Raw genomic sequence first — 26108 nt, 5'->3', positions numbered from 1 at the left:
GTTCAGGGACTGAGAAAATCCAGCTGGTAGCCGGCGGCCTCTGGCCCGGGATCAAGCATGTCGAGCGCCACGTGAACCGGGGTCTGCGGCGGCATCAGTGTGACTCCCGCAAGCTCGCCTCCCAGGTACTCATCAGGCCTGAACTGTTTGCTGAGGACTTCTTCGCCACGCGTATTGTTGAACGTCATACGCAGGACTGGGAATGGCTGGGCAAAATCAGCCCTGTTGTAGACGATGACATCAATCGCCAGCGCCCGCGGATATTCGGCGTGAGGTCGGACCATCAGATTGCTGCTGCGGATCAGGGATATATCGACGCGTGCCGGCAGTTCGCACCCAGTCAGTAGGCAGAACTGCTCCAGGTAGGGACGGGTTTTTTCTCCGTGGGCCAGCGTACTGAAGTTGTAATACAGCGCCTGTGCCGGCAGGCCAAGCATGGCGAGCAGGCTCAGGGCGACCCAGAGCGATCTGTACCTGCTGCGCCTGGAGCCTGGCTGGGAGTACAACTGAAGGGGCTCATCAACCAGGTCAGGCAGATCAATCAGCTTGCCCAGTTCGGGCTCGCGGCGATCATCAGGTTCATCGGTTTCCTGCTCGGCTTCGTGAACATCTGCCTGCAGGAATTCTGAGGAGGGGCCGGCTGGGCGGTCCCGCAGAAAGATACCCCGGTCTTCCGCTGCCCGTTCAGGTCCTGGAACCAGGATCCTGTTGGCGCCCTCGGAAGAGGCTGAGGGTAGTTCGAAATCCCGGGCGGTGGGCGTCGATATAAAGTCGTCATGCAGATCGAGCTCTTCGCTATCTGCAAGCTCCCGCTCTGGCGACGCTTGTGATGACGAATTTATCCCGGTGTGTTCAGGGTCGTCGAGCAAGTCCCAGGGCCCCGGCTCATCGTCCTGCTCGACAAAAAGGCTGTCAGAATCAGGCTCCGGCGCCTCTTCGATATCGGGTTCTGGAGTGAGTCGCAACTCGGCTTGATCAGGGGAATGTTCGGGCGTGGAGTCCGTCGAACGACCGGTCGGGTTGATTTCATCCAGAATGGACTCGTCAAGCCCCAAGGCCTCGAGATCAAGCTCCAGATCGTCCAGATCCATATCGTCATGGATCATCAGGGTATCGCGGCGCTCATCAGATTTGACTGGCTTATGAGCTGGCGCGGAGGCGGCAAGTGGGGTGACAGTGGGCTGCGGGTCTGCCTTGATGGTCAGGTTAGCGTTGAATACTTTCAGGCAGGCACCGCAACGCACACTGCCAGCCGCTGCCTGCAGGTGCTCCTGAGACAGCCGGAAACGCGTTTGACAAAAAGGGCATTGCGCTACCAGCAGTTCGCTCATGGGGTAACTGGAGATCCTTTAGCGTCGTGAAAGCCGAAATGGCATTGTGCCGTGAACCCGATCAGGTCGCCAAGCGGCGTTTTCCGCTGACACGAATCCAGCCGTCACGATTGGCAACCGGATCGAGTTCGAAATCATCCCGGTAGGCGGCAAGTATGTCCTCGCTCTGCTCGGCAAGAATGCCGGACAGCGCGATCAATCCGCCGGGCTTTACTAGCTGGGCCAGTTGCGGCGCCAGTTGAACCAGTGGCCCAGCAAGGATGTTGGCTACCAATACATCGGCTGGTTGCTGCGGCATATTTTCGGGCAGGTAAAGGGCAAATCGCTCGTCCACAATCTGGTTGCGTTGGGCGTTATCGCGTGACGCTTCGAGTGCCTGTACGTCGATGTCAGTGCCTGTCGCTTTTTTTGCTCCCAGCAGCAGCGCCGCGATGGCCAGGATGCCAGAACCGCAGCCGAAGTCGATCAATTGCTTTTCCTCCAGCCGTTGGCTATCCAGCCATTCCAGACAAAGCGCAGTGGTAGGGTGGGTGCCGGTGCCGAAGGCCAGGCCTGGGTCAAGCAGAAGATTGACTGCATCCGGTTCCGGAGCAGCATGCCAGCTGGGCACTATCCATAAGCGCTGACCAAAGCGCATGGGATGAAAGTGCTCCATCCAGCTGCGTTCCCAGTCCTGATCAGCTATTTCTTCTATCTCGTGCTCCGGCAGCCCGCCCTGCCACAGGCTTTGCAGGGAGGCCAGCAGGGCGTCGCGATCGGTGTCAGACTCGAAAAGCGCCAACAGGTGAGTGTGCGACCAGAGCGGGGTGGTGCCCAGGTCCGGTTCGAAGATGGGCTGGTCCTCGGCATCCATGAACGTTACCGACACCGCGCCAAGTGCCAGCAACTGATCTTCCAGCGGATCGGCCTGTTCGGGACTGATGGCAAGACGGAGTTGTAACCAGGGCATGAAATTTCCTTCGGGAGCTGGATATCTGGGGCGGGCTTGAATGAGCAAAAATAACCCGGGAGCAGACTGGCTGCTCCCGGGGGCAAGGATCATACTCTTGCAGCTTGCAGCCAAGGCTTACTTTATACCCAGCTTGTGCTCGAGATAGTGAATATTGACACCACCCTTGCAGAAGCCCTCGTCACGCACCAGTTCACGGTGCAGCGGGGTATTGGTTTTGATCCCATCCACCACCAGTTCGTCCAGCGCATTGCGCATTCGTGCCAATGCTTCGTCACGGGTGGCGCCATAGGTAATCAGCTTGCCCACCAGCGAGTCGTAGTTGGGTGGCACTTTGTAGCCACTGTAAAGGTGCGAGTCAACTCGAACCCCGTTGCCACCGGGAGCGTGGAAGAAGGTCACAGTGCCAGGGCTGGGCATGAAGGTTTTGGGATCTTCGGCATTGATACGGCATTCTATGGAGTGCCCGCGAATGACCACGTCCTCCTGGGTAATACTCAAGGGCTGCCCAGAGGCGACCAGGATCTGCTCCTTGACGATGTCGATACCAGTGACCATCTCGGAAACAGGGTGCTCGACCTGAACCCGGGTGTTCATCTCGATAAAGAAGAACTCGCCGTTTTCGTAGAGAAACTCGAAGGTGCCGGCACCGCGGTAACCCAGGTCAATACAGGCCTTGACGCAACGGGCCTGGACCATGGCCCGCGCTTCTTCGTCGATACCGGGGGCTGGCGCCTCCTCGATAATCTTCTGGTGACGGCGCTGCAGGGAGCAGTCACGATCGCCCAGATGCACTGCGTGGCCCTGGCCGTCGGAGAGAATCTGAACCTCGACGTGGCGCGGGTTGGTCAGGAATTTCTCCAGATACACAACCGGATTACCGAAAGCGGCGCCCGCTTCGGTCCGGGTCAGGGCAATTGATTTTATCAATTCGGCTTCGTCATGAACGACGCGCATGCCCCGTCCACCACCACCACCGGAGGCCTTGATGATCACCGGGTAGCCCACGCGCCGACCGATGCTCAGGCATTCTGCCTCGTCTTCCGGCAAGGGGCCGTCGGAACCAGGAACAGTAGGCACGCCAGCAGCTACCATGGCAGCAATTGCCGAGACCTTGTCGCCCATCAGGCGAATCACTTCCGCGCTGGGGCCGATAAAGGTGAAGCCGGAATTCTCGATCTGTTCGGCAAAATCGGCGTTTTCTGCGAGGAACCCGTAGCCCGGATGGATACCGTCGGCACCCGTCACTTCGGCCGCGCTGATGATCGCGGGGATGTTCAGGTAGGATTCAGTGGCATTGGCCGGCCCAATACAGACGGTTTCGTCGGCGAGGGCCAGGTGCATGAGTTCACGGTCGGCCGTCGAGTGCACGGCTACGGTCTTCAACCCCAGCTCCTTGCAGGCGCGAATAACGCGCAATGCAATTTCACCGCGGTTGGCTATCAGTACTTTTTGCATCGGAGGCTCCGGGCCGGGCTCAGGCGATGCTGAACAGGGGTTGATCGAATTCCACCGGCTGGCCGTTATCGGCCAGGATGGCCTGAACCACGCCGCTCTTGTCAGCTTCGATATGGTTCATCATCTTCATCGCTTCGACGATGCACAATACATCGCCAGCCTTCACGGTATGGCCAACCTCGACAAAGGAGCCAGCAGCCGGAGACGGCGAGCGGTAGAAGGTGCCCACCATGGGCGAGCGTACCAGGTGGCCAGCTGGCTCTGCTGCAGGGGTTTCAACCAATGAGGCGGGCGCAGTTGGCGCCGCGGCGGGCGCGGCGGCAGGGGCCGGAGCTGGCTGCGGGTAATATTGTGGCTGAGCTACTTGCTTGCTGTGGCGGCTGATCCTTACCGATTCTTCGCCTTCATGTATTTCCAGTTCGTCGATACCGGATTCTTCCAGAAGCTCGATCAGTTTTTTTACTTTGCGGATATCCATTGGTGCTTGCACTCCAGAGCAGTTTTAGTCTTGTTCGGTTTGTTCTATCAAATGTATCGCAGCATCCAGCGCCAGTTGATAGCCTCTGGCGCCCAGCCCGCAGATCACGCCCACAGCTACGTCGGAGAAGTAGGAGTGGTGACGGAAGGGCTCGCGTTTATGAACGTTGGATAGATGCACTTCGATAAATGGGATGCTCACAGCCAGCAATGCGTCACGTATTGCGACGCTGGTGTGAGTAAATGCAGCCGGGTTGATCAGAATGAAATCGATTGCTTCATCTCGAGCAGCGTGGATGCGCTCAATCAGTTCGTGTTCGGCGTTGCTTTGCAGATTGAGTAGATGGTGACCGCTGGCAGCAGCCTGCTCACGCAGTGTCTGCACAATCTGTTCCAGCGTGGCGACGCCATAGACTCCCGGCTCTCGGGTACCGAGAAGATTCAGGTTGGGGCCGTTAAGTACCAGAATGCTCGCCATTGTTATCGATCCACAGGCAATTAAAAAAAACTGACCATCAGGTCATGGGTGAAGTCTGCCGGAATCTGTGCGAGCTGTCCAGAATCGCTAGGTTGCCACCAGATGCCCGCATGATTGCCGCAATTAAGCCTAGATTGCTAATCGGTATTCCTGGCAAGGTGGTTCAGAAAGCCCTCCCGATCGATCTCGCCCTGAATGCGAAGATCCCCCCTCTCGCCGCCATCGGCGGCGTAGAACACGAAGGCAGGGGGGCCAAACAGCCCCTTTTCAGTCAGCCATTGGCGCTGATCGGGGGTGTTGTCAGTCAGATCCAGCTTGATGCGCACGTAAGGCTCCAGCTCCTCACGTACATCAGAGTCATTGAGGACCTGGCGTTCGATGACCTTACAACTGATGCACCAGTCAGCATAGAGCTCTATGACCGCGGGGCTGCCCAGATCCACTGCCCTGGCCAGCTGGGCATTGATTCCGCTCTGATCCCGGACTGTGGTGAAAAAGCCCGGTGCACGGGCACTGCCCTGTCGATCTGTTGCCGTCAAGGGTTCGAGCGGGCGTAAAGGGTCTGAACCGCCGACCAATGCCCCTGTCAGGGCTACCGCAGAATAGATCGCGGCCAGCAGCGCGATGATGTGAGCCAGCCGGCTGGCAATGCGTGGTTCAGTGCGCTCGAATAATCCGAGCTGCACCGCCAGGCCCGCGGCCAAGACGGCCCAAAGCGCCAGACTGATGGAGCCGGGTAACAGACGTTCGAGCAACCAGATGGCAACGCCCAGCAAACCGAATCCGAACAGCTGCTTGACGGTGTTCAACCAGGGGCCGGATCGCGGCAGGAAGGCATTGCCGAATACCGCCACCAGGAGCAGCGGGACGCCCATGCCCAGGGCTAGCAAAAAAAGCCGCAGAGCTCCGCCGGCGGCGTCCCCAGTGGTGCTTATATACACCAGGGCTCCAGCCAATGGCGCCGAAATACATGGCGAAACGACCAGGGTTGAAAGGGCGCCCATGACGGCTGCCCCGGGAATCGATCCGCCACGGGTGCGACTCCCCAGGCGCTCAAGGGGATCACGCAGAAAAGCTGGTAGACGCAGATCGAACAGCCCGAACATGGCGAGGGCAAACAGGATGAAAAAGGCAGCAAAAGTACCCAGCACCCAGGGGGACTGCAGGCGCGCCTGAATGTTCAGTGCGGCGCCGAAAAGGCCGATCAGCGCGCCCACGGCGGCAAAAGTCAGTGCCATGCCCAGCACGTAACTCAGCGCTAGCAATGTTGCGCGTGACCTGTCGATATTGCTGCGGCCCACCACCAGGCTGCTGAGAATCGGTAGCATAGGCAATACGCAGGGCGTAAAAGTCAATCCGAGCCCGGCCAGGAAAAACAGTGCAAGTGCCAGGGCCAGCCCCTCTTGGGACTCCGTTGGCGGCGTGTTACCTGCGGCTAATGGTTGGGCCGCAGCAACCCCCCCGGGTAGCGCAAGAGTCACGGTTTCCGGTGGATAGCAAAGCCCGGCATCAGCGCAGCCCTGAAAGTCGACTTGCAGCAACTGTTCAGGCTTCAACTCCCCTTCCAGTTCGAGAATGACATTGAGGCTGTCGTAGTAAACCTCAACATCGCCGAAAAACTCGTCATGGCGTTGAGTGCCCGAAGGCAGGGCAGGTTCGGCCACGCTGGCGCCGTCCCCGGTCAGTGAAAAACCGAGCCTGTGACGATAAAGATAATATTCGGGCACAATCTCGAACCGAAGACGTATCTCCTGGTCCGAGAGACCGACTATGCCGGGGCGGAACGCTTCGTTCACCGGCAAGAAACGGGTCTGGCCGGCGCTGCCCTGCAACACGCCAGAGCCGGAATCGGCGGAATTGTCGAGCAATCCCCCGTTAGCCAGGCCGGGTATCAGGAAACAGGTGAGCAGCAACAGGCGTAACAGCAAAATATTTGATCCGGGCCAGATAAGATTGGCCTTCATCATAATCGCTACGAGGTTTCTTGCCGAGTGACAAAACGTCATAGGCAAAATCGGGATTTGTGTTTTGTAACCCTTCGCCACGGTAAGAATGGTTTATTCGGGATTCTGACTTGCCCTTCCCGGCCTGAGTCCTCGCGTGCATTGCGGGTAATCGATTGGGTCCCGAAGGCTGTGTTCCGATCCTTACAAGCATCAGGTGCCTGAGTGTGCTGTGTGGGTTGGAGTGCTATGCTCCTGAGCGAGACGTTCAAAGGAGTCAACACATGAAGTTCGGAAAGGGTATGTTCGGCAAAAAATCGACTGCTAGCGCGGCCTCCCGCCCGGCGGATGGGCAAGGGCCAACGCTGGTGGTCAAAGGGCTACTGGCGATTTTGCTGGTCTATCTGGTTGTTTGCGTGTTCGTCGGTTGGTACTGGAACCGAGAGCCTGGCGTCATGCAACTGATTCCTGCCACCTCGGCACAAACAGACAGGGTAGAGGGAGAGATGACAGTCGCAACGGTCGAAGCTCTCATGACCACCTTGCTGGAAAAGCCCGGCGGCTATCTGAGTAATGACATCATGCCTCCTGGTGTCTGGCTGGATAACATGCCCAACTGGGAATTTGGCGTTCTGGTACAGATCCGGGATGTCACCCGTGCGATGCGCCGGGACATGGCGCGGTCGCAATCCCAGTCTGCTGAAGATGAAGATCTGGCCCGTGCAGAGCCACTTTTTCATTTTGACAACAAGAGCTGGATCATGCCCTCTACGGAAGGGGAGTATCGCAGCGGACTCAAGGCGTTGAATTCCTACGCTGCACGCCTCAGGGCTGATGAGGCTGATTTCTATGCACGTGCTGACAATCTTGGTAGTTGGCTCGGGGATGTCAGTACGCGCCTGGGCTCGCTTTCGCAGCGTCTTTCAGCCAGTGTTGGTCAGGCTCCCGTTACCGATGGCAGTCGTCCGCGCGAGCAGACTCCCTGGCTTGAGATAGATGATGTGTTTTACGAGTCCAGGGGTAGTGCCTGGGCGCTGGTTCACCTGCTGCGAGCAGTAGAGGTCGACTTTGCCGATATCATTGCCAAGAAGAATGCCCAGGCCAGTCTGAAGCAGATCATTCGGGAGCTTGAGGCAACCCAGGAATCATTGTGGAGCCCGATGGTGCTTAACGGAGGTGGATTTGGAGTGCTCGCCAATCATTCTCTGGTAATGGCCAATTATCTGTCGCGCGCCAATGCGGCCATTATTGACCTGCGCCGTTTGATGGAGCAGGGCTGAGCACGATGAACCCGCGGGACAGGGCTCATCTGGCCGCCTCGGCAGCCGAGCAGGTGATTCATGTTGATGAAAACGATCGGCCGTTGGGCGTGGTCGCGCGGGGTAGTTTGCATGCCAGGGGGCTGATCCCGCGCTGTACCTTTATTATTGTTTTCAACCGTCAAGGGGAACTCTGTATCCATCAGCGCTCCCCCTGCAAGCGGCTTTATCCCGGCTACTGGGATGTGGCAGCCGGTGGTGTGGTCGCAGCAGGTGAAACTTACCTTCAGGGCGCCAGACGGGAGCTTCAAGAAGAGCTGGGTGTCGCCGACGTCGAGCTCGAGGCGCATTTTTGCTTTTTCTACGAATCGCCACAAAGTAGGCTTTGGGGCCGCGTATTCAGTTGTGTATGGGATGGCCCGATAATCATGCAGCCCGAAGAAGTGGTCGGGTTCCGCTGGATAGACCCCCACCAGGCTTGGAAGCGCAGTGGAGAGAATTACGCTCCGGATTCGCTACGGGCGCTCGAACTGCTCCTCGCAGGACACACAGACATTGAACGCGCTGAATAGACATAGACAGCTGTGCAGGTCTATCGCTGAATAATGTGCCGGAAAACGCGAATTGGGTATCCAACAAAGATGGTCAAGACAGTCAAAGGTATGAATGCATTGGGTGGTCTGGTCTATTCGACTGAGGCTGGGCGAACCTGTCCTGGCTGCCGACAGCCAGTTGCCGCCTGCAATTGCGCGGCGGCCCCTCTTCCAGAGGGAGACGGTATTGCTCGTATCCGCCGCGAAACGAAAGGACGTGGTGGCAAGACGGTCACTACCGTCAGCGGTCTTCCACTCCAGGCCGAGGAGTTGAAGGTCTTGGGTAAAAAGCTGAAAACGCGTTGTGGCTGCGGTGGTTCAGTGAAAGAAGGCACGATCGAAATCCAGGGAGATCACGCTGATCTTATTACAGCCTGGCTAAAAGAGCAGGGTTTTCAGGCCAGGCGCGCCGGAGGCTGATTGGGTAATAGCAGGGCGGGTAACTGAATATCGAAAGCCAGCTGTACAGAACTCACACGAAAGCTAGTCTTGTCAGTCAGACCACTGCGCTGAGAGATTCGCCATGAAAGAGCCCACCCTGCCGCTCGATGAAGCTCAACGACAGGCTGATATGGAAGCGCTGAACCTGCTGGATACCGGGCCAGATCCGCGCTTTGACGCGTTATTGCGTCTGGCTCAGGGTGTGTTTGGCATCCGGACCGTACTTGTGACCCTGGTGGACAACGAACGGCAGTGGTTCAAGGCGCGCCGCGGGACGGCTCTGTCTGGCTCACCGCGTAGTCTGTCCTTTTGCGGGCACGCCATCCATAGCGATGCCATTATGGAGGTCCCCGACGCTCTGAAGGATGAGCGCTTTGCAGACAACCCATTGGTTACCGGCCAGCCACACATTCGTTTTTATGCAGGTATTGCCTTGCACGCACCCGGCGGCAGCCGTGTGGGCACCTTCTGTGTGCTTGACGATAGACCCAACGCATTGTCTGTCAGCCAAAGGCAGAGCATGCAGGACTTTGCCCTGGTTCTGGAGGCGATGTTTGAGACCTCACTGCTGCGGGTCGAGCAAAAGCAGTTGTTGGTCGAGCTTGACGGCGCCAAGCGTCGAGCGTTGCTGGATCCATTGACACAGCTTCTGAATCGCGAGGGCCTGGAGCAAATGCTGCCAGCGCTTGAAAGCCGCGCTCAGAGGGACGCTCTATACGTTGGCTTCATCTACGGTGATCTCGACCATTTCAAGCAGATCAATGATGAGCATGGTCACGGAGTCGGTGACGAGGTATTGGTGGAGGTGGGCCAGAGGTTGGTAGCTGCGATCCGCCCCGAGGACCTGGCAGTGCGTATGGGTGGTGAGGAATTCGCTGTGCTGGCTTTGGTGAAATCCCATGAACAGCTGGACATAGTCGCCGAGCGCGTGCGCGCAACCATGGCCTGTCCGCCATTTCCGGTGGCAGAGTTGATGCTGGATGTCACCATCAGTCTGGGAACCGCTATGGCCGGGTCACTTGAGGCCATGGATGCCCTGCTGCTAATTGACAGGGCCGACAAGGCCCTTTATCAGGCAAAGCAGGCTGGGCGTAATCGTGTGGTGCGCGGGTAGCCTGTCACTCGGCCGGGCTTAGCCACCAGTGCAGGTAACGTCCCATGTCACGGTATGTCGGGTGGCGGCTGTAAAGCAATTCCTGCTCTACAATCTCTGCAGTTTCGAGCTGTGACTGGAATTCGGCTGGCATGTAGTCATAGAAAACCCGGATTCCGCTTTTTTCCAGGCATTGCAGCCGGCTCTGGGCGACCCAGGTGGCGACCAGTGCCGGATCAAGTGGTTGTTGCGGAGTCAGGCTGCGCTTGCTTCCGGCCAGCTGGTTCTTCGCCAGTTTACGAAACTGGCCCTTGATCAGGTTCTTGTAAACCAACGCATCGCGATTGTAGAACGCCAGGGAGATGCGCCCTTCGGGCGTGCAAAGTTGCCTGAGCGCATTGATGGCCTGTGCCGGGTCCTCGAGCCACTCCAGTACCGCGTGGCAGATCACCAGATCATAGGTTTCTCCGTTCGCCGGCAGATCCTGTAACGGGCTCAGCAGGTAGGTAACAGGGTAAGCAGATACCAGGGGCTTGAGTCGTTCCCTGGCGGCGTCGAGCATCTCTGGGGAGGGGTCGGCCAGGGTCACCCGATGCCCCTGGCCCAGTAGCCATTCACTCATATGCCCCAGCCCGGCGCCCACATCGAGTACGCGAAGGGACTGGTCTGGCTCGCAGATTGCCGGCAGCCACTCTTGCAGGTCGCGGGTCAAAACTGCCAGACGCACAGCACCTTTGGGGCCGTCGTAGATCTTTCGGGCAAAATGTGCGCCCATCTGGTCGAAGTAGCGATCTGCCATGGCGGGAAGCTCCGTGATTGCTGCGTCAGATGGGCTGAATTTCAGGCATTAAAAAAGCCAGCTTGTGGCCGGCTTTCAAGGGGGCAAAACACTTATTTTTGGTAAGCGTTTACAGCCTTAACTATTTCCGCGCGGGCTTCATCGGAGCCGCCCCAGCGATCGATCTTGACCCATTTGCCGGGTTCCAGATCCTTGTAGTTCTCAAAGAAGTGCTGGATCTGCTGCATCAGCAGTTCCGGCAGATCAGTATATTCCTTGATGTCGCGATATAGCGCGCTCAGCTTGTCGTGGGGCACAGCGATGAGCTTGGCATCGCCGCCGCCATCGTCGGTCATGTGCAGAACACCTACCGGGCGGCAGCGGATCACTGCGCCAGGCGAGACGGGGTGCGGGGTAACGACCAATACATCCAGTGGGTCACCATCATCGGCCAGTGTGTTGGGGATGAATCCATAGTTGGCCGGATAGAACATCGGGGTTGCCATGAAGCGGTCGACAAACAGAGTATTGCTGTCCTTGTCGATCTCATACTTGATCGGCGCGTGATTGGCCGGAATTTCAATGGCGACATAGATGTCGTTGGGGATGTCTTTGCCTGCGGGGATCTGGTCGTAGCTCATGGGTTACCTGATTCGGGCATGATTGAAAAATTCTGGCCGCGATTATAGAGGCTGCGACAAGGGATACCAAGTGATAAGCGCAGAAAACAACTAAAACAATAGTCGCAGACGCACCCCCACCCGCTACCTTGCGAGGGCATGGGTCGGGGGGGGCGTGAGGGAGTGAAGATATCAGAGCTTGAGGGCGAAATAATGAAATTCCGAGTCAGCCGAAAAGCCCAGGGATCGATAGAGGCCGTGTGCAGTGATGTTGTCTTCCCCGGTCATGACCGTCATGCGCTTGATGCCCTGGGCGCGGGCCATGACCTTGGCCTGGTTGATCATTCTGTCAGCTACCAGTTGGCGGCGGGCTTCTTCGATCACATAGATGCCCTTGAGTACCCAGCTGGGTGACAGGGTAAGTGCCGAGAAGCTCGGGATAAACTGACAGAATCCAAGGACCTTGCCGGTATCCTCGTCCTCGGCCACCAGGATAATGGCCTGGTCGTTTTTCAGCCGGTCTTCCAGAAAACGTCTGGAAGCCTCAGGCTTGGGCAGCTGGCCGTAAAACTCACGGTATTTGATGAAAAGCGGCGTTACTTCGTCAAGCCGGCTAATATCTGCCTGCACAATACGCATACGTGTTTTCCATTAAGGGTCAGATTGTGGCTCATTATTGCATATGAGTCAGTTGCCATTATCCTGCCCCAAAGGTGGCGAATCTTCAATCGGAGAAAACAAAACACCCCGTCCGGGTGAGGCCGGACGGGGTGTCTGAAAGGTCCCGCTGGCGCGGAGCAGAGGCGTCATTCCTTCGCCGGGGCTCTGCGGTATGGGTCAGATTTTGAATTCAGGCAACTTGCGCTCGACTTTGTGATTATTCAATTGCACGTAGGCGGGCATGCCGTTGACAAAGGGTGGGTAGTCCTCGCCCTGGATAAGGGGCGAAAGATAACGACGGCATTCGTCGGTAATATGGAATCCATCCTCGGTAATAAATTCACGGGGCATGAATTTCTCGACGTTGGCGACATCCTTGAGGGGCGCTTCAATGATATCCCACTGGTAAGGGCTGTCCTGCAGGCGACGAATGGCGGGCATGACGGCATTCTTGCCTTCCAGAGCGATGCGTACCGCGGCCTGGCCAAGAGCATATGCCTGCTCCACATCGACGGCTGAAGCCAGGTGGCGCGCAGAGCGTTGCAAATAGTCGGCAACCGCCCAGTGGTATTTGTATCCCAGCTGGTCTTTTACCAGGTTGGCCACGGTAGGTGCCACGCCGCCCAGCTGCGCATGGCCGAACGCGTCAGTGAGTCCAGTTTCGGACAGGAACTTGCCGTCGATATTCTTGATGCCTTCAGACACACCAATCACGCAGTAGCCGTAAGTCTCTACACATTCTTTCACCCGGGCGAGGAAGGCGTCCTGATCAAAGCGGACCTCCGGGAACAGCAGGATGTGAGGAGGCTGGCCTTCACCTTCGCTGGCCAATCCGCAGGCAGCGGTAATCCAGCCTGCATGGCGGCCCATGACTTCGAGAATGAATACCTTGGTGGAGGTGGCGGCCATGGATGCCACGTCAAAGCCCGCTTCGCGAATAGAGGTGGCTACGTATTTGGCAACTGAACCGAAACCTGGGCAGCAATCGGTTATTGGCAGGTCGTTATCGACAGTCTTTGGAACGTGGATAGCCTGAATTGGATAGCCCATGGTTTCGGCCAACTGGGAAACCTTCAGGCAGGTGTCGGCTGAGTCACCACCCCCATTGTAGAAAAAATAACCGATATCGTGGGCGCGGAAGACTTCAATCAGGCGCTCGTATTCGGCGCGATTGGCTTCCAGGCTTTTTAGTTTGTAACGGCACGAGCCGAAAGCGCCGGAGGGGGTGTGGCGCAGCGCGGCGATGTTTTCTGCCGGCTCCATACTGGTGTCGATCAGATTCTCGGTCAGAGCTCCGATAATGCCGTTGTGACCGGCGAATACCTTGCCTATTCGATCGGGATGCTGACGAGCCGTTTCTATTACCCCTGCAGCTGAGGCGTTGATAACGGCGGTGACACCACCGGACTGGGCGTAAAAGGCATTCTTGACGGTCATGCGGACTCCATGTGTAAGGCAATGGCCGGGGTGGGCACGCGGCGCCGGATCGCCTGGATATGGGCGAACCAGAGCTGCGGACAAAAACGGCGAACGGGTTTGGCGTGCAACTATAGCCGAAAGTATGTCCATTTGCATCGCTGTCAGGCGTATGGCGGCGCTGTTGCATGGCGCGTGATAACATCCTCGCATTCTTTTCTGGCACGGGGTCTGGGCGCGACAATGCATCTGCACATTCTGGGTATCTGCGGTACGTTCATGGGGTCGTTGGCTTTACTGGCCCGCGAGCTTGGCCATCAGGTCAGCGGTAGCGACGCCAATGTCTACCCCCCGATGAGTACTCAGTTGCAGGCTCAAGGGATTGCATTGCTTGAGGGATATTCACCCGAGCACCTGCAGCCTGCACCGGATCTGGTGATCGTCGGTAACGCCATGTCGCGAGGTAATCCGGCGGTAGAATATGTGCTCGACCAGGGCTTGCCTTATGTCTCCGGTCCTGAATGGCTGGCTCGACATGTTCTGCAGGACCGTTGGGTGCTCGCCGTAGCCGGCACCCATGGCAAGACGACGACGTCCAGTCTTCTGGCCTGGATTCTCGAACATGCAGGTATGGCGCCGGGGTTCCTGATCGGGGGCGTGCCGCAGAACTTTGGGATCTCGGCGCGTCTGGGGGATACGCCTTTTTTCGTGGTTGAGGCTGACGAGTATGACAGCGCCTTTTTCGACAAGCGCTCAAAGTTCGTGCATTACCGACCCCGTACCGCGATCCTGAACAATCTAGAATATGATCATGCAGATATCTTCCCGGATCTGGCTGCTATAGAACGGCAGTTCCACCACTTGGTTCGTACCATTCCCTCAACCGGCCTTATTGTGCACCCGCACGGCGATGTTGCGTTGCAGAGAGTGATCGATATGGGTTGCTGGACACCCCGGCAGACCACGGGCGGTGAGGGCGAATGGAGAGCCAGCCTCCTGGCGGCGGACGGTTCGCGGTTCGAGGTCTGGCTTGATGGCGCTCTCCAAGGCGTCGCAGAGTGGTCCCAGACCGGAGCCCACAGTGTGGCTAACGCCTTGTCGGCCCTGGCGGCTGCACGGCACGTAGGCGTAACGCCCGCCCAGGGGATTGCTGCACTAGGCGAATTTCGCAGTGCCAAGCGGCGCATGGAGTTGTTGGGCACTTTTGAAGGCGTGAGTCTGTACGACGATTTTGCTCACCATCCCACAGCCATTGCCACGACGCTTGCCGGCTTGCGAGCGGGCATAGGTGATGCACCGCTGATCGCGATCATCGAGCCACGTTCCAACACCATGCGTCTTGGCAGCCACGCTGCGGCACTAGCCGCGAGTGTGGCAAGTGCCTCGGAGGTCATCTGGTTTCAGCCACCCGGGCTGGACTGGTCACTGCAGTCAGTAGTGGACGCCAGTCCGGTGCCAGCTCGCGTCGAGACCGACATTGACGACATTATCCAATCGGTGCTGGCTCGAGCCGTGTCAGGTACGCGGATAGTGATCATGAGCAATGGCGGTTTTGGTGGCATCCATCAGCGCATGCTGGGTGCGTTGGAGGTGAAGTGTGGATAACCGTCGGGTAACACTTGCCGTCACCGGTGCCTCCGGAGCTCAGTATGCGCTGCGTCTGCTCGAGTGCCTGGTCAAGGCTGACGTGGAGGTCTATTTCCTGATTTCCCAGGCAGCGCAGCTGGTGGTGGCGACCGAGACAGATATCAAGCTTCCACCCAAGTCACAGGCCCTGGAGCTGTTTCTTACCCAGCGCTACAGTGCGCGCGAGGGGCAGATACGCGTGTTTGGCAAGCAGGACTGGATGTCTCCTGTCGCATCAGGCTCTGGGGCGCCCAGTGCGATGGTGGTCTGTCCCTGCTCAACTGGGTCGCTGTCGGCTATCGCGACCGGCGCCAGCAATAATCTGATCGAGCGTGCCGCTGATGTGGCGTTGAAAGAGCGTCGCAAGCTGATATTGGTGCCCCGTGAGGCGCCCTATTCGACGGTGCATCTGGAGAATATGCTGAAGCTGAGCCAGATGGGCGCGGTGATACTGCCGGCCAGTCCGGGGTTTTATCACAAGCCCGAGTCGGTTGATGATCTGGTGGATTTTGTAGTGGCGCGGATTCTAAACCAGTTGGGTATCGAGCAAAACCTGTTGGCACGTTGGGGAGAGTAATTACTGCCGGCCAGTAGCCGGCAGCGGTGCAAGCGTCAGACGAAGTACAGTGACAGCGCTTCTGCGATGAAGGCCGGCTTGTCGTTACCTTCGATTTCCAGTGTAGAGCGTGCCTTGATCAACCACTGACCGGGTTTCTTCTCGGTTACGTCGATTACCGTGCTCTGCAGGCGGACGCGGGACCCCACCCGTACCGGTTGGATGAAACGCAGGCTGTCCAGGCCGTAATTGACCGCCATCTTCAGACCTTCAGGGCGAATCAAGAGTCCGGCTGACAGCGTGGGCAGCAAGGACAGGGACAAGAATCCGTGGGCGATCGTGCCGCCAAAGGGCGTTTGTTTTGCCTTCTCTTCATCGATGTGGATGAATTGATGGTCGCCGGTGCAGTCGGCAAATTGATTGACGCGCTCCTGATCAATGGTCATCCATTCTGAATGGCCGAGATCCTTGCCAATGTAGGAGGTCAGTTCGGAAACGGGTACGGCGGTCATGGCGTTCTCCATGGCTGTTGTTGTAGTGCCCCATGCGGAGCTGTGTGAAACAGGCGCTTGCAATGAGTGCAGGCGAAACTATAGACACAAGTTCAAGTCATTTGCCATGGTTACAAGGGTTGCTGACCGGGTCAATCGGCACACGGCTGAATAGGTTTGCTGAATGCCATAACCGCCGCACAGAGACGCCGGCGGTCCATTTTCTTTCCAGCGCGAGGCGGGCATGACTGAGAGACACCCCTTATTTCCACTCCAGAGCATTCTCTTGCCCGGGTGCGTTATCGATTTGCAGATTTTCGAAGCGCGTTATCTGGATATGCTCAGCCGGTGTTTCAAGCAGGGCGAGAGTTTTCTGATTGTGGCCCTGGAATCCGGCCCTGAAACCGGGTCTGGCGACCTTCGTTTCAATGCCCTGGGCTGTGAGGCGCTGATAACCGATTGGCAGCAGCGCGACAATGGACTGCTGGGTATTCGCGTGGAAGGCGGCCGGCGCGGGCGCATCGACTCCGCTGATGTGGCTGCAGACGGACTGGTCAGTGGAGAGATCAGCTGGTTGCCGGAACAGGCAGATGCGCCCGTGCTGGAGCAGCATGATGATCTGGTGGTGTTGCACGATGCGTTGATGCAGCACCCTCTGGCCGAGGGCCTGGGATTGCCCGAAGTGGCCGGGAGCCAGCAACGCCTGGGATACCAGCTGGCTTTTCTGTTGCCCTTCTCGCTGGATCAGAAGGTCGCGCTGCTGAATCTCGATCATCCCCAGGCGCGGCTCAGTCAGATCAATGAATGGCTAGAAATAATGCAGGCCTGAAAGCACCCCGACCGCGGTCGCCAATGGCAACCACAGCAGCAGATTATTGGCCGGGAACGCAGGACATTCAACGGGGCCTGCGCGTTCGACCAGCCAAAGGGACAGAAGCAGGCTGGCTGCCGCCAGCAGAAAGGCGTTTACCAGGCCCATCAGGCTCATGTGCGTGGCAGCAAGGCTTATCGTTCCCAGCAGAATCGCCGGCGGGGCGACTCCAGACATGAACGCCGCGCGTGTCCAGAAAGCATGTGGCCGGTTTTTCAGCAAGGCGGCGATAGCGATGAGCAAAAGACTGGCGGCAAGTGTGGTTGCCTGCCAGGTTGCATCAAACGCCAACACGAGCAATCCACACATCAGTGAAGCCACAAGAGTCAGGGCCAGGGATCGCCAGCCCCGCGACATTGCCAGACTCAAGGCGAGCAGGCTGAAAAGGGCGGCAGGGTAGACCGGACTGGCCAGCGCCGCCATTGCGTCCAGCAGGCCCGCGTTAACGTCTGCCATGGAAAGCCAGACGGCCAGGCTCTGATCAAGAATTACCAGCCTTTCGCTGTGCATCGCCAACGCCACCAATGCGACCAGGCATAACAGGCCCGCCAGGATGTTGCTCCAGCGCTGCTGCGCCCGAAGAATCAGAACGACAGCCAGTAGTAACCCCGCAAGCAGTCCCAGTAACGTTAACGCATGCTGCCAGAAAAACTCCGGTACCGGCCATTTGACTGCTCGGCCTGCCAGAAAGCCCGGTGTGACATAAACCGGTGCCCAGGCCAGGGCAGAGAGCAGGTTGATAGCGACGAAGCGGACGGTGGGCATGTCGAGCATGCCTGCGATCATGGGAATTATAGGGCGGATCGGGCCCACGAATCGGCCTATGAAAATCCCGAACAGACCATAACGTCTGAAAAAGATTTCTCCGCGGGCAATCCACTGTGGGTGACGGCGAAAGAGTCCCAGACGCCGGATATCCTGGTGAAAAAAACGTCCCAGCGCAAAGCTGAGCATGTCGCCCAATACTGCGCCGCAGAAAGCCCAGGACAAGGCTGCGACAAAGGACATGCCGCCGCCTCCAGCCATGGCCGTGACTGCGAGGAGCAGAAATACACCGGGTATTACCAGTCCTGCGACGGCGAGAGACTCCAGCAACGCGATCAGAAATATGGCCAGGCCGAGCCATTGTCGATGGTCTCCAAGCCATTCAATCAGGCTGCCCGTCAGCAGATTGTCCATGGTCCTTGCATCCTCGCGGTTGCGAAGGCCTTTGGGCCGGTCGGGTATCTGTGTTGGCGTGATCCAATCATATTGCAGATCATAGCAGCTCTGCCCTGTCCAGTGCCGGGGCAGGCAGCTATAATGCGGCCTTTAGTCTCGGCAACAGGTAATCGGTGGCAGGCATGGGCGCAGAACAGGTAGCAGATTACATGCAGGGGCTCGGTCTCAAGGCCCGGCAGGTATCCCGGGTGATTGGCCGTGCCAGCACAACGGTGAAGAATCGCGCGTTGCTGGCAACGGCAGATGCCATCGAAGCGGCACAGAACCAGCTGGTGGAAGCCAATGAGCTGGATCTTCAGTCGGGTCGGGACAATGGTCTGGACGCAGCGATGCTCGACCGCCTGGCACTGACGCCTGCGCGTATCCAGGGAATGCTCGAAGGCCTGCGTCAGGTCGCGGCGCTAGACGACCCTATTGGCGCCATACGCGATATGAAGTTTCTGCCCTCCGGAATTCAGGTAGGCCGAATGCGCGTGCCCCTGGGCGTCATCGGTATCATTTACGAATCGCGGCCCAATGTGACAGTGGAGGCAGCCAGCCTCTGCCTGAAGTCTGGCAACGCCTGTATATTGCGCGGTGGCTCCGAGTCGATTCACTCCAATCGAGCTATAGCCCGCTGCCTTGCTCAGGGCCTGGCCGCGGCCGGGTTACCTGCCGAGGTGGTGCAGGTTGTGGAAACGACCGATCGTGCCGCTGTGGGCGCACTGATCACCATGCCGGAATTTGTCGATGTGATTGTGCCGCGCGGTGGCAAGGGGCTGATTGAGCGGATCAGTCGTGATGCGCGTGTCCCGGTCATCAAGCATCTGGATGGAATTTGTCACGTGTACGTGGACGATCGGGCCGACCTGGACAAGGCGGAGGCGATTGCCGTTAACGCCAAGACTCATCGATATGGCGTTTGTAATGCGATGGAAACCCTGTTGGTACATGAGAGCATTGCTGCCAGCTTTCTGCCCCGGGTGGCGAAGGTGTACGCCGAAAAGCAGGTAGAGTTACGCGGTTGTGCCGCCACCTGTGCGATTCTCCCTGAGGCCCTGGTGGCTACCGAGGAAGACTGGTCGACCGAGTATCTGGCACCGATTCTGTCGATCCGCGTCGTCGCCGATATGGATGCAGCTATCGAGCATATCAATACCTACAGTTCCCAGCACACCGATGCCATGGTCTCGGAAGATTTCACCCGGGCTCGGCGGTTCCTGGCCGAGGTGGATTCCAGTTCGGTGATGATCAACGCATCGACGCGCTTTGCCGATGGCTTTGAATATGGACTCGGAGCCGAGATCGGTATCTCTACTGACAAGATTCATGCCCGTGGTCCGGTTGGCCTGGAAGGCCTCACGAGCGAAAAATATGTGGTATTCGGCGACGGACATATCCGCCAATGATGTGCGGATGAGTCAGCGTATCGGTCTGCTCGGAGGCACCTTCGATCCGATCCACTACGGTCATCTGCGCGGTGCGCTGGAAGCCGCTGAATGCCTGGGTCTGGATGAGCTTCGGTTGATCCCCAGTGCACGCCCGCCGCATCGTGAACAACCGGGGGCCACTGCCGGGCAACGCCTGGAAATGGTCCGGCTGGCCGCCCAGGGTGGTTGTGGTTTGCGGGTCGATGACCGTGAACTGCAGCGTGACCGCCCGTCATATAGCGTAGAAACGCTTGAATCGCTGCGCAGCGAGCTTGGCGATACTGTTACCCTGTACATGATTCTTGGTTGGGATGCCTTCGGCGGATTGCCGGGCTGGCATCGCTGGGAAGAATTGCTGGAACTGAGCAACCTGGTGGTATTGCAGCGTCCGGATTACGATCCGGAGCTGCCTGAGGTGCTCAAGGATCTACTGGCTGCTCGCAGCGTCAGTGATCCCGCTGGCGCCAACGCGAAGGCAGGGCAGATTATCTGCCTCTCGCAGACACCGCTGGCGATTTCGGCCACTCACATTCGCCAACTGGTTGCGGCAGACCGATCACCGCGTTTCCTGTTGCCCGATGCCGTACTCGATTATATTGAAAACCACGGGCTGTACCGGCCCTGACACCAAAGGATTAGAACTACCTATGCAGATCGACGAAATGCTCAAAGTGATAGAAGATGCGCTGGAGGAGCTCAAGGCCAAGGATGTGGTGCGCATCGACGTCCGCGAACTTACCAGTGTCACCGATTACATGATTATCGCCAGCGGTACCTCGAACCGGCACGTCAGTGCGCTCAGTGATAACGTGTTGGAGAAAGCCAAGGCGGCCGGTAATCGTCCCCTGGGTATTGAAGGCAAGGAGTCCGGTGAATGGGTGCTGGTAGATCTGGGCGACATAGTCGTGCATGTGATGCAGCCCGCAACCCGGCAGTTCTATGACCTGGAACGCCTGTGGCAGAGCGCTGAGTCTCGCCGGGCCCAGCAGCAGCAACCCGCCGAGTAAGTTGCATTGCGTATACGCTTAATCAGTGTAGCGTCACGCATGCCGGGCTGGGTCGAGCAGGGTTATCACGAGTATGCCAAGCGCATGCCCGCTGATCTGCCGCTGGACCTGGTGGAGGTGCCGCTGGCAACGCGTGGCAAGAATGCGGACATTGCCAGGTTGATGCGCCGTGAGGGTGAGCAGATGCTGGCGGCCACCCAGCCAGGCGATCGCATTGTCACCCTGGAGGTAACCGGTCGCAGCTGGAGCACTGAAGACCTTGCTGCCCATCTGGAGGCCTGGCGTCTGGAAGCGCGCAATGTCAATCTGATGGTTGGCGGACCGGAAGGTCTGGCCGCTGAGGTGGCGGCGCGCAGCGAGCAGCGCTGGTCACTGTCAGCGTTAACCCTGCCGCACCCTCTGGTAAGGATACTATTGGCGGAACAGCTGTACCGAGCCTGGACAATTCTAAATCGCCACCCCTACCACAAGTGATACATGGCCAGACCTATTCACCTGAAGGACCATTCCAGTGACGCCGGTGTTATCCAGAGGAGGGTAGTGCTTGCCTCCGTGTTCGTCGCAGCGTTGACGATGGCACTGGTTGGTCGTATGTACTTTCTGCAGGTCACGCAATACGAGCATCATTCGACCCTGTCCGAGAATAACCGGGTGCATATTCAGCCGGTGCCGCCGAGTCGTGGCCGGATATATGACCGTAACGGAATAGTGCTCGCTGAAAATCGCCCCAGCTTCAGTCTCAGCATCACCCGGGAACGGGTACCCAATCTGGATGACACCTTCGTGCTTCTCGGCTCGCTGCTGCAGCTGAGCGAAGAGGACCTGGAGCGCGCGGAACGCAAGTTGACCCAGGGAAGGCGGCCCTTCGAAGCCGTGCCGGTCATGTTTGGCCTGACCGAAGAGCAGATAGCGCAAATTGCCATCAACCAGTTTCGGCTGCCTGGCGTCGAGGTGCAGACCAGCTTTGTACGGCATTACCCCTTTGCGGAGCATTTTGCTCATGCAGTAGGGTATGTCGGGCGCATCAACGAAAAGGAAATGACCACCATTGATCAGGTGGCCTATGCCGGTACCCACTATATAGGCAAGACCGGTATCGAGCGGTTCTACGAAGATACCCTGCACGGTACCGTGGGTTATGAGGAAGTGGAAACCAACGCGCGGGGGCGTGTTCTCAGGGTGCTCAAGCGCACAGATCCGCTGCCTGGCAAGGACATTACCCTGCACCTGGATAGCCGCTTGCAAGCGGTGGCGGAAAAGGCGCTGGGTAATAGACGCGGCGCCGTCATAGCGATCGAACCTGAAACTGGTGGGGTGCTCGCGTTTGTCAGCCAGCCGGGTTTCAATCCCAACCTCTTCGTGACCGGCATCAGCCATGCTGATTACGGTGCCCTGCGCGACTCCCTCGATCAGCCCCTGTTCAACCGGGTTCTGCGCGGCCTGTATCCACCCGGCTCGACGATCAAGCAGATCATTGCCCTGGCCGGACTCGACAGTGGTGTGACTACACGGGAAAGCCGCGTTTATGACCCAGGCTTCTACCAGTTACCCAACCACAGCCACAAGTACCGCAACTGGAACCGCTCGGGGGATGGCTGGGTGTCCATGGCCTATGCCATAGCGCGCTCCAACGACACGTATTTCTATGACCTGGCAAACAAGCTGGGCATCGACCGGATGCATGAATACATGACCCGTTTCGGCCTCGGAACACGCGTTTCCCATGACATGTATGAAGAGTCTGCGGGGCTCATGCCCTCGCGTGCCTGGAAGCGCGAAGCCCGTCGCCAGCCCTGGTACCCAGGCGAAACCTTGATCACCGGCATCGGTCAGGGATACATGCTGACTACGCCATTGCAGCTTGCCCAATCGGTTGCTTTGATGGCCAATCGGGGCGTTTGGCGTCGACCGCGTCTGCTCATGCACGCCGAAGGCGAGCCGCCTCAGGTGGATGACACGCCGGCTGATATCGAACTCAAGAACCCGGATGACTGGGACTTCATTGTCGATGCTCTGCAGGATGTAATGCATGCACCGCATGGCACATCGCGCAGCGCTGCTGTAGATGCGCCATACCGCATGGCGGGTAAAACCGGCACTGCTCAGGTGGTAGCCATTGCCCAGGGTGAAAAGTACGATTCGGAAGCGCTGCAGGAGCGCCACCGTGATCACGCCCTGTTCGTGGGCTTTGCACCGGCTGAAGCGCCAAAAATTGCGGTGGCAGTGATGGTTGAAAACGGGGAGTCGGGCGGACGTGTTGCAGCGCCCGTCGCGCGCCAGCTCTTCGACGCATGGCTGGTGCCTGACCCCGAACCGACCGCTTTCACCGAGGAGGTAGCAGAATGAGAGGTATTCTCTCTGCAGTGGCCGCCGGCGGCGGCGGTTTGCAAAGGCGCGATCCATTCTGGCAACGGATTCACGTGGATCCCTGGTTGCTGCTGCTGATCATGGTGCTTGCCGCTGTTGCCGGCTTCGTGCTGTATTCCGCCAGTGGTAAAAGTCTGGCGATCTTGTATCGCCAGGGCGCTGCCTATTGCGTGGGGTTGGCCGTGATGCTGGCCATTGCCCAGTTCAAACCGCGCTTCATGGAGCGTTGGGTGCCAGCGGCCTATGTAGGCTGTCTGCTTTTATTGCTTGCCGTTCTGGTGGTGGGTACCGAGGCCAAGGGCGCTCAGCGTTGGCTGACCATCCCCGGGGTGATCCGTTTCCAGCCCTCGGAGATCATGAAGCTGGTCATGCCGATGGCGGTGGCCTGGTATCTGGCGCGACGTAATCTGCCGCCGAGTTTCCGGTATATCTGCGGTACCTTGGTGATTGTCCTGGTCCCCATGGTTCTGATTCTCAAGCAGCCGGACCTGGGTACGTCCCTGCTGGTGGCATTGTCAGGATTCTTTGTTCTGCTGCTGGCGGGTTTACGCTGGCGCTATATCATCGGGGCGGGGGTGTTATTAGCGCCCGCCGCCATGGCCATGTGGTTTTTCGTTCTGCACGAGTATCAGAAGCGTCGGGTGCTGACTTTCCTGAACCCGGAAAGTGATCCCCTGGGTGCGGGCTGGAATATCATCCAGTCCAAGGCTGCCATCGGTTCCGGTGGCGTATTCGGCAAGGGCTGGCTGCAGGGTACCCAGTCACACCTGGACTTTCTGCCCGAAGGGCATACCGATTTCATCATCGCGGTATTGGCCGAAGAGTTCGGCATGGTTGGCGTGTGTCTATTGTTGGTCGTGTACCTGCTGATCATCGCGCGGGGGCTGTTCATCACTCTGCAGGCCCAGGATACCTTCAGCAAGCTGTTGGCAGGTAGTATCACACTCACATTCTTCATATATGTGCTGGTCAATATCGGCATGGTCAGTGGCCTGTTACCGGTAGTCGGGGTACCCTTGCCGCTGATCAGCTATGGCGGCACCTCATTGGTAACGCTTCTATCCGGATTCGGCATTCTGATGTCGATTCAAACGCATCGAAAATGGATGGCCCAGTAATGCAGGCAAATTTATTCCGTCGTCTGAACCTGTTCGTTGCCGCTGTTCTGACGTCCAGCGGCGCGCCGCTATGGGCGTCCGATTATTCCGCCGAGCATCCGGCGGTAGCACCCTTCGTGCATGAAATGCAGGTCGAGCACGGTTTTCCCGCGGCCTATGTGAGTGGGTTGCTTGCCGATGCCGAACGCAAGCAAGCCATCCTGGACGCTATTTCCAGACCAGCCGAACGCGTTCGCCCCTGGCATGAGTACCGCGCAATATTCATTACTGATAAACGCATCGCAGATGGCCTTGAGTTCATGCGCACCCATGCTGATGCGCTGGCTCGCGCCGAGCAGCAATACGGTGTGGAGGCTGAAGTGATCACTGCAATCATCGGCGTGGAAACGTCCTACGGTGGTAACAAAGGCAGCCACCGCGTGATTGACGCGCTCACCACCCTGGGATTTGACTATCCGCCACGGGCCGACTTCTTCCGTCGTCAACTCAAGGCATTTCTGGTATTGACCCGCGAACAACAGATGGATCCTCTGACGTTAACGGGCTCCTACGCCGGAGCAATGGGCTATCCCCAGTTCATCCCCAGCAGTTATCAGGCCTTTGCTGTTGATTTTGACGGTGATGACAAGGTTGATATCTGGAATAACCCGGTTGACGCCATAGGCAGTGTGGCCAATTATTTCAGCGAGCATGATTGGCGGTCAGGCGAGGCCGTTGCGGTTCCGGCCACCGTTACTGGAGACGACTTCGCCAGTGGGGTGACGCTGGACCGGGGCCTGGAAGCCCGCAGCAGCGTGGGAGATTTGATGGCGCTGGGCTGGCAGCCCGAGAGTGAACTTGCAACTAATCTGGAGGTCATGGCTTACGAGTTTGACGCCGGAGACCATGTGCAGCACTGGATCGGGCTGAATAATCTCTATGTGATTACCCGTTACAATAGAAGTGTCATGTATGCGATGGTGGTGCATCAGTTGTCGCAGCTGATCAAAGAGGCCGGGGTAAATGAATAACATGTCTACATGCAGTCTCCGGGGAGCCCTGGGTGCCGTTGTGCTGGCATTGCTGGGGGCCTGCTCGAGTGCTCCCCAGCAGCCGGTTACCGGCTCTGCTCCCGCTAGCAGACCCGCGGTAGATGGCGCGCCAGACTATCTTATGGACGTTTCGGCCATTCCTGATGCGGTGCCTGTGGTGCACAACGGCCCCTATAAAGCCTCGCCCTACAAGGTACTCGGCAAGCATTACACCCCCATGCAGGATGGCCGGCGTTATCGGGAGGAGGGTGAGGCATCCTGGTACGGAACCAAGTTCCATGGGCAGAAGACAGCCAACGGCGAACTCTATGACCTCTATGGCATGACGGCCGCACACAAGACGTTGCCATTGCCGACCTATGTTCAGGTCACCAACCTTGCAAATGATCGCAAGATTGTCGTGCGGGTGAATGACCGCGGGCCTTTTTATTCCACGCGGATAATCGATCTGTCCTATGCGGCGGCCAAGAAGCTCGGCTTTGCTGATAAGGGCACGGCGCGGGTGCTGGTTGAAGGTATTGACCCGGTTGTCTGGCATCAGCAACGGAATCCGGGTTATCTGGTGACCGCGCAGGCGGCCGAGCCGGAGCCAGCGCCTCAGTATGCAACGCAGGAACCCGTTGCCGAGGAAAAGGTGTTTCTCCAGGTGGGCGCGTTTTCTTCCATTCAGGCGGCCGAGCAGCTTCGGGCACAATTGCAGAGCCAGACCAGTAATCCGGTATTTCTCAGTACCACGGAAAATAATGCCACGACGTTACACCGGGTTCGCATCGGACCGCTGGTCTCGCAGGATCAGGCCCGGCAGCTGCTAGATATATTGCAGCGTGCCAATCTGGGCACCCCAACGCTGATTTCCGGCAATTGACAATCAATCACCGTACCAACCCATTTCATAGTGAGTACCATGCTTAAAAA

Annotated in this window: 27 protein-coding genes; 15 read left to right on the top strand and 12 right to left on the bottom strand. The window is 58.1% G+C overall.

What is annotated here, in order from left to right; translation table 11 throughout:
• Positions 1-2 precede the first annotated feature (2 nt).
• The 6 genes from IEV54_RS09585 to dsbD form a co-directional block, all read right to left on the bottom strand.
• Positions 3-1331: a zinc-ribbon and DUF3426 domain-containing protein gene (locus IEV54_RS09585; RefSeq protein ID WP_150278317.1), complete on the bottom strand. Its 1329-nt coding sequence runs from the start codon at positions 1329-1331 to the stop codon at positions 3-5.
• A gap of 61 nt (positions 1332-1392) precedes the next feature.
• Positions 1393-2280 carry a 50S ribosomal protein L11 methyltransferase gene (prmA, locus tag IEV54_RS09580; protein ID WP_150278318.1) on the bottom strand — a complete coding sequence of 296 codons (888 nt, stop codon included), beginning with the start codon at positions 2278-2280 and terminating at the stop codon, positions 1393-1395.
• Between the two features lie 117 nt (positions 2281-2397).
• On the bottom strand, positions 2398-3738 hold the full coding sequence (gene accC, locus IEV54_RS09575; RefSeq protein WP_150278319.1) for an acetyl-CoA carboxylase biotin carboxylase subunit: 1341 nt from the start codon (positions 3736-3738) through the stop codon (positions 2398-2400).
• A gap of 19 nt (positions 3739-3757) precedes the next feature.
• Positions 3758-4216, bottom strand: a complete 459-nt coding sequence (gene accB / locus IEV54_RS09570; protein WP_150278320.1) for an acetyl-CoA carboxylase biotin carboxyl carrier protein — start codon at positions 4214-4216, stop codon at positions 3758-3760.
• Between the two features lie 24 nt (positions 4217-4240).
• Positions 4241-4693, bottom strand: a complete 453-nt coding sequence (gene aroQ, locus IEV54_RS09565) for a type II 3-dehydroquinate dehydratase (protein ID WP_150278321.1) — start codon at positions 4691-4693, stop codon at positions 4241-4243.
• Between the two features lie 137 nt (positions 4694-4830).
• Positions 4831-6660: a protein-disulfide reductase DsbD gene (dsbD, locus tag IEV54_RS09560; protein ID WP_223825488.1), complete on the bottom strand. Its 1830-nt coding sequence runs from the start codon at positions 6658-6660 to the stop codon at positions 4831-4833.
• Positions 6661-6938: 278 nt separating this feature from the next.
• Here dsbD and IEV54_RS09555 point away from each other — a divergent pair, with 278 nt between their 5' ends.
• The 4 genes from IEV54_RS09555 (at position 6939) to IEV54_RS09540 (ending at position 10043) form a co-directional block, all read left to right on the top strand.
• Entirely contained in the window at positions 6939-7916 is a 978-nt protein-coding gene (locus tag IEV54_RS09555; protein WP_223825503.1) for a DUF2333 family protein, read from the top strand.
• A gap of 5 nt (positions 7917-7921) precedes the next feature.
• A complete protein-coding gene (locus IEV54_RS09550; protein ID WP_150278323.1) occupies positions 7922-8467 on the top strand; it encodes an NUDIX hydrolase in 546 nt (181 codons plus the stop codon).
• Positions 8468-8536: 69 nt separating this feature from the next.
• Positions 8537-8908, top strand: a complete 372-nt coding sequence (locus IEV54_RS09545; protein WP_150278324.1) for a translation initiation factor Sui1 — start codon at positions 8537-8539, stop codon at positions 8906-8908.
• Between the two features lie 103 nt (positions 8909-9011).
• Positions 9012-10043 (top strand): GGDEF domain-containing protein, encoded by a 1032-nt coding sequence (locus tag IEV54_RS09540; protein ID WP_150278325.1) that lies wholly within the window; start codon positions 9012-9014, stop codon positions 10041-10043.
• Positions 10044-10047: 4 nt separating this feature from the next.
• Here IEV54_RS09540 and IEV54_RS09535 read toward each other — a convergent pair whose 3' ends face one another.
• From IEV54_RS09535 to IEV54_RS09520, 4 genes are all read right to left on the bottom strand, one after another.
• The gene (locus IEV54_RS09535; RefSeq protein WP_150278326.1) at positions 10048-10821 is read right to left on the bottom strand and encodes a methyltransferase domain-containing protein; all 774 of its coding nucleotides are present in this window, start codon (positions 10819-10821) and stop codon (positions 10048-10050) included.
• A gap of 92 nt (positions 10822-10913) precedes the next feature.
• Positions 10914-11441, bottom strand: a complete 528-nt coding sequence (gene ppa, locus IEV54_RS09530; protein ID WP_150278327.1) for an inorganic diphosphatase — start codon at positions 11439-11441, stop codon at positions 10914-10916.
• Positions 11442-11612: 171 nt separating this feature from the next.
• Positions 11613-12059 carry a GNAT family N-acetyltransferase gene (locus IEV54_RS09525; protein WP_150278328.1) on the bottom strand — a complete coding sequence of 149 codons (447 nt, stop codon included), beginning with the start codon at positions 12057-12059 and terminating at the stop codon, positions 11613-11615.
• Positions 12060-12257: 198 nt separating this feature from the next.
• A complete protein-coding gene (locus IEV54_RS09520; protein ID WP_150278329.1) occupies positions 12258-13517 on the bottom strand; it encodes a 6-phosphofructokinase in 1260 nt (419 codons plus the stop codon).
• A 222-nt stretch (positions 13518-13739) separates the two neighbouring features.
• Here IEV54_RS09520 and mpl point away from each other — a divergent pair, with 222 nt between their 5' ends.
• Positions 13740-15101, top strand: coding sequence for a UDP-N-acetylmuramate:L-alanyl-gamma-D-glutamyl-meso-diaminopimelate ligase (mpl, locus tag IEV54_RS09515; protein ID WP_150278330.1), 1362 nt, complete (start codon positions 13740-13742; stop codon positions 15099-15101).
• Complete coding sequence (locus IEV54_RS09510) at positions 15094-15699, top strand: flavin prenyltransferase UbiX (RefSeq protein WP_150278331.1); 606 nt, start codon at positions 15094-15096, stop codon at positions 15697-15699. The genes mpl and IEV54_RS09510 overlap by 8 nt, the downstream gene beginning before the upstream one ends.
• Positions 15700-15734: 35 nt before the next feature.
• Here the strand turns inward: IEV54_RS09510 and IEV54_RS09505 are convergent, their stop codons facing one another.
• Entirely contained in the window at positions 15735-16190 is a 456-nt protein-coding gene (locus IEV54_RS09505) for a MaoC family dehydratase (RefSeq protein ID WP_150278332.1), read from the bottom strand.
• 223 nt (positions 16191-16413) lie between these two features.
• On the opposite strand from IEV54_RS09505, the gene IEV54_RS09500 reads away from it, so the two are divergent.
• Entirely contained in the window at positions 16414-16998 is a 585-nt protein-coding gene (locus IEV54_RS09500) for an LON peptidase substrate-binding domain-containing protein (protein ID WP_150278333.1), read from the top strand.
• Here the strand turns inward: IEV54_RS09500 and IEV54_RS09495 are convergent.
• A complete protein-coding gene (locus tag IEV54_RS09495; protein WP_150278334.1) occupies positions 16978-18219 on the bottom strand; it encodes a DedA family protein in 1242 nt (413 codons plus the stop codon). The genes IEV54_RS09500 and IEV54_RS09495 overlap by 21 nt on opposite strands.
• A gap of 164 nt (positions 18220-18383) precedes the next feature.
• Here IEV54_RS09495 and IEV54_RS09490 point away from each other — a divergent pair, with 164 nt between their 5' ends.
• From IEV54_RS09490 to IEV54_RS09455, 8 genes are read left to right on the top strand one after another with little or no spacing between them, the layout of a single operon-like run.
• Entirely contained in the window at positions 18384-19649 is a 1266-nt protein-coding gene (locus tag IEV54_RS09490) for a glutamate-5-semialdehyde dehydrogenase (protein WP_223825489.1), read from the top strand.
• 7 nt (positions 19650-19656) lie between these two features.
• Positions 19657-20295, top strand: a complete 639-nt coding sequence (gene nadD, locus IEV54_RS09485; protein WP_150278335.1) for a nicotinate-nucleotide adenylyltransferase — start codon at positions 19657-19659, stop codon at positions 20293-20295.
• A 22-nt stretch (positions 20296-20317) separates the two neighbouring features.
• Positions 20318-20677, top strand: a complete 360-nt coding sequence (rsfS, locus tag IEV54_RS09480) for a ribosome silencing factor (RefSeq protein WP_150278336.1) — start codon at positions 20318-20320, stop codon at positions 20675-20677.
• A gap of 6 nt (positions 20678-20683) precedes the next feature.
• The gene (rlmH, locus tag IEV54_RS09475; protein ID WP_150278337.1) at positions 20684-21151 is read left to right on the top strand and encodes a 23S rRNA (pseudouridine(1915)-N(3))-methyltransferase RlmH; all 468 of its coding nucleotides are present in this window, start codon (positions 20684-20686) and stop codon (positions 21149-21151) included.
• A 3-nt stretch (positions 21152-21154) separates the two neighbouring features.
• Positions 21155-23023 carry a penicillin-binding protein 2 gene (gene mrdA, locus IEV54_RS09470; protein ID WP_150278338.1) on the top strand — a complete coding sequence of 623 codons (1869 nt, stop codon included), beginning with the start codon at positions 21155-21157 and terminating at the stop codon, positions 23021-23023.
• Complete coding sequence (rodA, locus tag IEV54_RS09465; RefSeq protein WP_150278339.1) at positions 23020-24162, top strand: rod shape-determining protein RodA; 1143 nt, start codon at positions 23020-23022, stop codon at positions 24160-24162. Before mrdA ends, rodA begins: the two co-directional genes overlap by 4 nt.
• Entirely contained in the window at positions 24162-25172 is a 1011-nt protein-coding gene (gene mltB / locus IEV54_RS09460; RefSeq protein ID WP_150278340.1) for a lytic murein transglycosylase B, read from the top strand. Before rodA ends, mltB begins: the two co-directional genes overlap by 1 nt.
• Positions 25165-26058, top strand: a complete 894-nt coding sequence (locus tag IEV54_RS09455; protein ID WP_150278341.1) for a septal ring lytic transglycosylase RlpA family protein — start codon at positions 25165-25167, stop codon at positions 26056-26058. The genes mltB and IEV54_RS09455 overlap by 8 nt, the downstream gene beginning before the upstream one ends.
• The last annotated feature ends 50 nt before the right edge of the window (positions 26059-26108 follow it).

This window comes from Halopseudomonas salina, assembly GCF_014637955.1.
In the GTDB taxonomy this organism is placed as follows: domain Bacteria; phylum Pseudomonadota; class Gammaproteobacteria; order Pseudomonadales; family Pseudomonadaceae; genus Halopseudomonas; species Halopseudomonas salina.
Note: the sequence above shows the minus strand (reverse complement) of the source record. Positions and strands in the feature narration are given on the sequence as shown.

What these genes read in the sequence shown, in the direction of transcription:
- ppa (WP_150278327.1), bottom strand. Translation starts at nt 11,441, where the DNA reads ATGAGCTACGACCAGATCCCCGCAGGCAAAGACATCCCCAACGACATC.
- nadD (WP_150278335.1), top strand. Translation starts at nt 19,657, where the DNA reads ATGAGTCAGCGTATCGGTCTGCTCGGAGGCACCTTCGATCCGATCCAC.
- rsfS (WP_150278336.1), top strand. Translation starts at nt 20,318, where the DNA reads ATGCAGATCGACGAAATGCTCAAAGTGATAGAAGATGCGCTGGAGGAG.
- IEV54_RS09525 (WP_150278328.1), bottom strand. Translation starts at nt 12,059, where the DNA reads ATGCGTATTGTGCAGGCAGATATTAGCCGGCTTGACGAAGTAACGCCG.
- IEV54_RS09545 (WP_150278324.1), top strand. Translation starts at nt 8,537, where the DNA reads ATGGTCAAGACAGTCAAAGGTATGAATGCATTGGGTGGTCTGGTCTAT.
- prmA (WP_150278318.1), bottom strand. Translation starts at nt 2,280, where the DNA reads ATGCCCTGGTTACAACTCCGTCTTGCCATCAGTCCCGAACAGGCCGAT.
- accB (WP_150278320.1), bottom strand. Translation starts at nt 4,216, where the DNA reads ATGGATATCCGCAAAGTAAAAAAACTGATCGAGCTTCTGGAAGAATCC.
- IEV54_RS09555 (WP_223825503.1), top strand. Translation starts at nt 6,939, where the DNA reads ATGTTCGGCAAAAAATCGACTGCTAGCGCGGCCTCCCGCCCGGCGGAT.
- dsbD (WP_223825488.1), bottom strand. Translation starts at nt 6,660, where the DNA reads ATGATGAAGGCCAATCTTATCTGGCCCGGATCAAATATTTTGCTGTTA.
- IEV54_RS09455 (WP_150278341.1), top strand. Translation starts at nt 25,165, where the DNA reads ATGAATAACATGTCTACATGCAGTCTCCGGGGAGCCCTGGGTGCCGTT.
- accC (WP_150278319.1), bottom strand. Translation starts at nt 3,738, where the DNA reads ATGCAAAAAGTACTGATAGCCAACCGCGGTGAAATTGCATTGCGCGTT.
- mltB (WP_150278340.1), top strand. Translation starts at nt 24,162, where the DNA reads ATGCAGGCAAATTTATTCCGTCGTCTGAACCTGTTCGTTGCCGCTGTT.
- IEV54_RS09505 (WP_150278332.1), bottom strand. Translation starts at nt 16,190, where the DNA reads ATGACCGCCGTACCCGTTTCCGAACTGACCTCCTACATTGGCAAGGAT.
- IEV54_RS09520 (WP_150278329.1), bottom strand. Translation starts at nt 13,517, where the DNA reads ATGACCGTCAAGAATGCCTTTTACGCCCAGTCCGGTGGTGTCACCGCC.
- IEV54_RS09585 (WP_150278317.1), bottom strand. Translation starts at nt 1,331, where the DNA reads ATGAGCGAACTGCTGGTAGCGCAATGCCCTTTTTGTCAAACGCGTTTC.
- IEV54_RS09540 (WP_150278325.1), top strand. Translation starts at nt 9,012, where the DNA reads ATGAAAGAGCCCACCCTGCCGCTCGATGAAGCTCAACGACAGGCTGAT.
- IEV54_RS09495 (WP_150278334.1), bottom strand. Translation starts at nt 18,219, where the DNA reads ATGGACAATCTGCTGACGGGCAGCCTGATTGAATGGCTTGGAGACCAT.
- rodA (WP_150278339.1), top strand. Translation starts at nt 23,020, where the DNA reads ATGAGAGGTATTCTCTCTGCAGTGGCCGCCGGCGGCGGCGGTTTGCAA.
- IEV54_RS09500 (WP_150278333.1), top strand. Translation starts at nt 16,414, where the DNA reads ATGACTGAGAGACACCCCTTATTTCCACTCCAGAGCATTCTCTTGCCC.
- aroQ (WP_150278321.1), bottom strand. Translation starts at nt 4,693, where the DNA reads ATGGCGAGCATTCTGGTACTTAACGGCCCCAACCTGAATCTTCTCGGT.
- mpl (WP_150278330.1), top strand. Translation starts at nt 13,740, where the DNA reads ATGCATCTGCACATTCTGGGTATCTGCGGTACGTTCATGGGGTCGTTG.
- mrdA (WP_150278338.1), top strand. Translation starts at nt 21,155, where the DNA reads ATGGCCAGACCTATTCACCTGAAGGACCATTCCAGTGACGCCGGTGTT.
- IEV54_RS09550 (WP_150278323.1), top strand. Translation starts at nt 7,922, where the DNA reads ATGAACCCGCGGGACAGGGCTCATCTGGCCGCCTCGGCAGCCGAGCAG.
- IEV54_RS09490 (WP_223825489.1), top strand. Translation starts at nt 18,384, where the DNA reads ATGGGCGCAGAACAGGTAGCAGATTACATGCAGGGGCTCGGTCTCAAG.
- IEV54_RS09535 (WP_150278326.1), bottom strand. Translation starts at nt 10,821, where the DNA reads ATGGCAGATCGCTACTTCGACCAGATGGGCGCACATTTTGCCCGAAAG.